Source organism: Gordonia sp. (in: high G+C Gram-positive bacteria) (assembly GCF_049299075.1).
Classification (GTDB): Bacteria; Actinomycetota; Actinomycetes; order Mycobacteriales; family Mycobacteriaceae; genus Gordonia.
The window spans coordinates 1-3,543 of sequence record NZ_JBAQWU010000100.1 but is presented as its reverse complement, the minus strand read 5'-3'; the positions used below and the strand labels follow the sequence as shown (position 1 = coordinate 3,543).

1 protein-coding gene and 2 pseudogenes are annotated in these 3,543 nt (G+C 70.2%); all 3 read right to left on the bottom strand.

Annotated elements, in window-relative coordinates:
- A pseudogene (locus WAW85_RS03280) lies at positions 1-208 on the bottom strand (dipeptidyl aminopeptidase); the annotation flags it as partial.
- A 16-nt stretch (positions 209-224) separates the two neighbouring features.
- Positions 225-1,351, bottom strand: a pseudogene (locus WAW85_RS03275) (lipase family protein).
- A gap of 182 nt (positions 1,352-1,533) precedes the next feature.
- Positions 1,534-3,543 (bottom strand): hypothetical protein (locus WAW85_RS03270; protein ID WP_422558222.1); only part of this gene is annotated, 2,010 nt, incomplete at its 5' end.

The window sequence follows — 3,543 nt, the reverse complement described above, 5'->3', positions numbered from 1 at the left end:
CCCGCTGGCCGGTCGCCAGCCACGCGGCGAACCACGCTTCGTGGTCGCCGTCGTCGACGCCGTCGATCGTGGCCAACACTTCGCCCGGTTCGGCCGCCCCGTACGACGCCGCGCCCAGCACGCACCGCACGGAGTAATCGAAGTCGGCGTCGGCATAGAAGCCTTTGCTGTACGCGCGGTGCGGCTCGGGCGAGAGCAGGTGCTTCATCCGCGTTCCTTCTCGATTAGCAGGTCGACGTCTTCGGCGCCCCGGCAAAGCGCGCGGTGAGGAAGCGGGCGGTGTCGGCCTGAAACGGGAAGAAGGCGTCGCCATGGGAGAGCCCGTTGTACTGCGCATACGTCACCGGCACGCCTTGGCGGCAGTACTTGCGCGCCAGCCCGGCCACGTCGCGCGTCACCATCACGCCGTCACCGGTGCCGTCCGCATCGCCCACCGCCAGCAGCATCGGGACGCGCGGGGTCCCGGCGGTGCCCATCACGTTGTCGGCGATGGCCGCGGACACGCTCGGCACCTGCAGCAGCGAGGTGTATGGCGCGCGCACCATCGAGGCGTCGGTGAGGCCGGGGAACTTGCTGGCGAAATCGTTGATGCACTGGTGCTGCACTTGGTTCACGATCCGCGTGCCCTTCGGCGAGAGGAAACTGTCGACGTCCAGCCCGTACGCCCGCCGATAGGCGACGATCAGCGCCGGAATCACCCCGGACCAGTCCTTGCTCCCACTCACATACGGCAGATTGTGGGCCAGATTCACCGGCAGCCCGCCAGCCGCCGCACCGACGATCCGCAACTCCGGTGCATACCGCGAGGCCACCTCCGCACCCCACTGCGTCGGCACCGAACCACCCGAATATCCGGCCAACGCCACCGGCGTCGACGCCGGCAGTCGCAGTACCCGCTCGGCCGCCCGAATCCCGTCGAGCGCCATGTAGCCCGACTGGCGCCCCACCGTCCACTCCAACTGCGGACCCTCATAGTCGGGCACGACGACGTCGTACCCGTTCGACAGATATCCGCTGATCACGCCCTGCTCCAACGTGCCCGCCGCACCCTGCTGCCCGGCGCCGGTGAGCGTGTACGACGGGTCGCACTGGGAGCCGAGCGCGTCGTAAGCCATGTGATAGCTCAGCAGCTTGGCAGGGCCATTACGCGCCGGCGACCGCAGGATCGTCGCCACCGTGGTGGTGGGCGCACCGTCCGCGTCTTGAGCACCGCGCCCGGCTTCTTGGCGGCGAGCGCACCGACGTAGGTATAGAACGGATCCGCCGACGGCAACAGTCGACTCGGCGCCGCCTGCACCGCACCCGCCCCGGTACCCAGCAGCACCGCCGCCAGCATGATTCCAACCAGCATGATTCCAACCAGCGCCCGCAACAGCTTCACCAGGACACCTTTCGTCACCCCGATGAGCGAAACGTACGCCGCCTCGGGCCCGGGCGCGCGGCCCATGGCCGAGGTGACCGACGGTGAGTTCCATTGACGAAACTGCCCGCGCACAAGAAGATCGGTCACCAAATCACTGGCAGTACCGCCTCCTACCCCAACCGGACGACGCCGCGCGGCGCACCGAAGGGGTCGAGGAGACGGACAGCGACCTGCGCTCCCAGCGGACCTTCCAGTACCCGGTCACCCACCGCAGTCACCGGCTCAGTGCGCCGCAGAACGAGCGGTTCGCCCATCTCCCCGGACAGAATCTCCAGAATCCAGCCATCGGCGACGGCCGATCCGTCCCCGGCGCCGATGGTCACGGCGATCCGGTTCGCGTCGCTCGCGTCGGTCACTGTCAGCTCCGGACCCGGCACCTCCACGTACGACGGCACCGACGCCGGCCCCCACGGCGACTCGATCCACTCCCCCTGTGGGCCGTCGGCGCGTACATCCGCATCGGCGACCAGTTGCGCCCCCGCCGCCAGCGTCCGTTCCGCCGGATACCGGGCCGTCGCGGCCACCGCGCACCGCGTCCACACCGGGACGCCGGTGATCACGTGGGTGCCACTGAACGGGCCATGCTTGTCCGGCCCAGACAGGGGCACCAGAGCCAATTGGGGCCAATACCGCGGGTCGTCGATCCCGGCGATCACCTCGACGATCCGCACCTGCAGCGGTCCGGGTTGCCGACTCATCACCGCGACATCGGTTCCCGATACGGTGACGGTCACCGCCAAATTCCCGTGCGCGTCGATCGCGGTGGTCACCAGCGGTGCGGTCGGCACGTCGCTGCTGGGCACCACCACCGGGGAGGCCGGAATGCTGCTGAACGGCGTCGAGACACCCTCCATCAGACCGCTGGCGGGTCCGGGCCGGCTCACCATCGGCACCGCCTTGATCAGCACCACATCGCTGGTGCCGCTGGGCAATTCGATCGTCGTGCGCGCCGCCCCGTTTGTCACCGGGACCGGCGCCTCCTGCGCCCACGTGTAGTACTTGCGGTCGGCGCCGCTCGTGGCAAGCGCCTGTGCCCGCACCGCCCGCGGCATGGTGTCGTCCAGCGTTGTGGCCGCCAGCAACGGCCGCAGCGTGCGCTCGGCCGCCAGCAAGAATCGGTAGCTCACCTGCCCCGAAGTTCCGGGCGGCGGCGACACCTTCAGCGCGATCGACACCCGCTCGGCTGTCGTTCGCCGGGATGTCACCAGCAGCTGCGGCGCCACGGTGGGCGCCGCGATCGGACGCGCATCGCTCACCTCGATAGTGCACTGCACCGGCGCGGAACAGATACCGAGGGTGTCAACGGTCTCCGCCGTCACGGTGAGCGAAAGGTACTGCCCCGGTACGGTTTTCGGCGCGGGCGGCGTGATAGTCCACCGCCACACGCGCAGGTTCGGTGCCCCCTTCGACGGAATCGCGACACTCGTCGCGTCGGTCACCAGCAGCGTGGCGTCCACCGCGCCACCGAGCCGCACCGACAACACTTCCCGGCCGGCGAGCGGACGGGTCTGCGGCAGCGTGACCGTGATCAGCAACGCGCCAGCCGATGCCGCGACCGTACCGGCGGGGAGTGCGCCCCGACGCAAGACGCCGTCGAGCTGCACCGGTGCCGGCCCCGGCCGCGGCGGCGGAAACATCTCGGTGGACCCCTCGTCCCCCCAGCGTCCCAGCCAGTCGCCCAACTGCACCGTCACCACGCGCGGACCCTCGTCGTCGCTGTCACCCGGCACCTCGAAGCCGGCGGCGATCACCACCGCGTCCCGATCCACCGCGGGCTTGGCGGGCCAGCCCGCCAGCATCGCCGGGGGCTGTGTGGGATCGTCGCCGACGCCGTGCAGGCTCTGCCATATCGGACTGGTCTGCACCAGCGACACCCGGCCGTTCGGCACACAGTCACGCAACCGGATCGAGCCGTCCCAGATCCACGGCGGCCCCGGCTTGTTCCGCCACCGGCGGTCGACGGCGTCGGATACCGGCGTCGGCGGGTCGGGCGGGGAGGGCGCCACCGGCGCGGCGGGCAGGGCGATCACCAGCAACTCCACCTGCCACCGCGACGCCACCCGCACCGGGCTTGGCACACGGGTCGGACTTGGCACACGGGTCGGACGCGCCGGAACCAG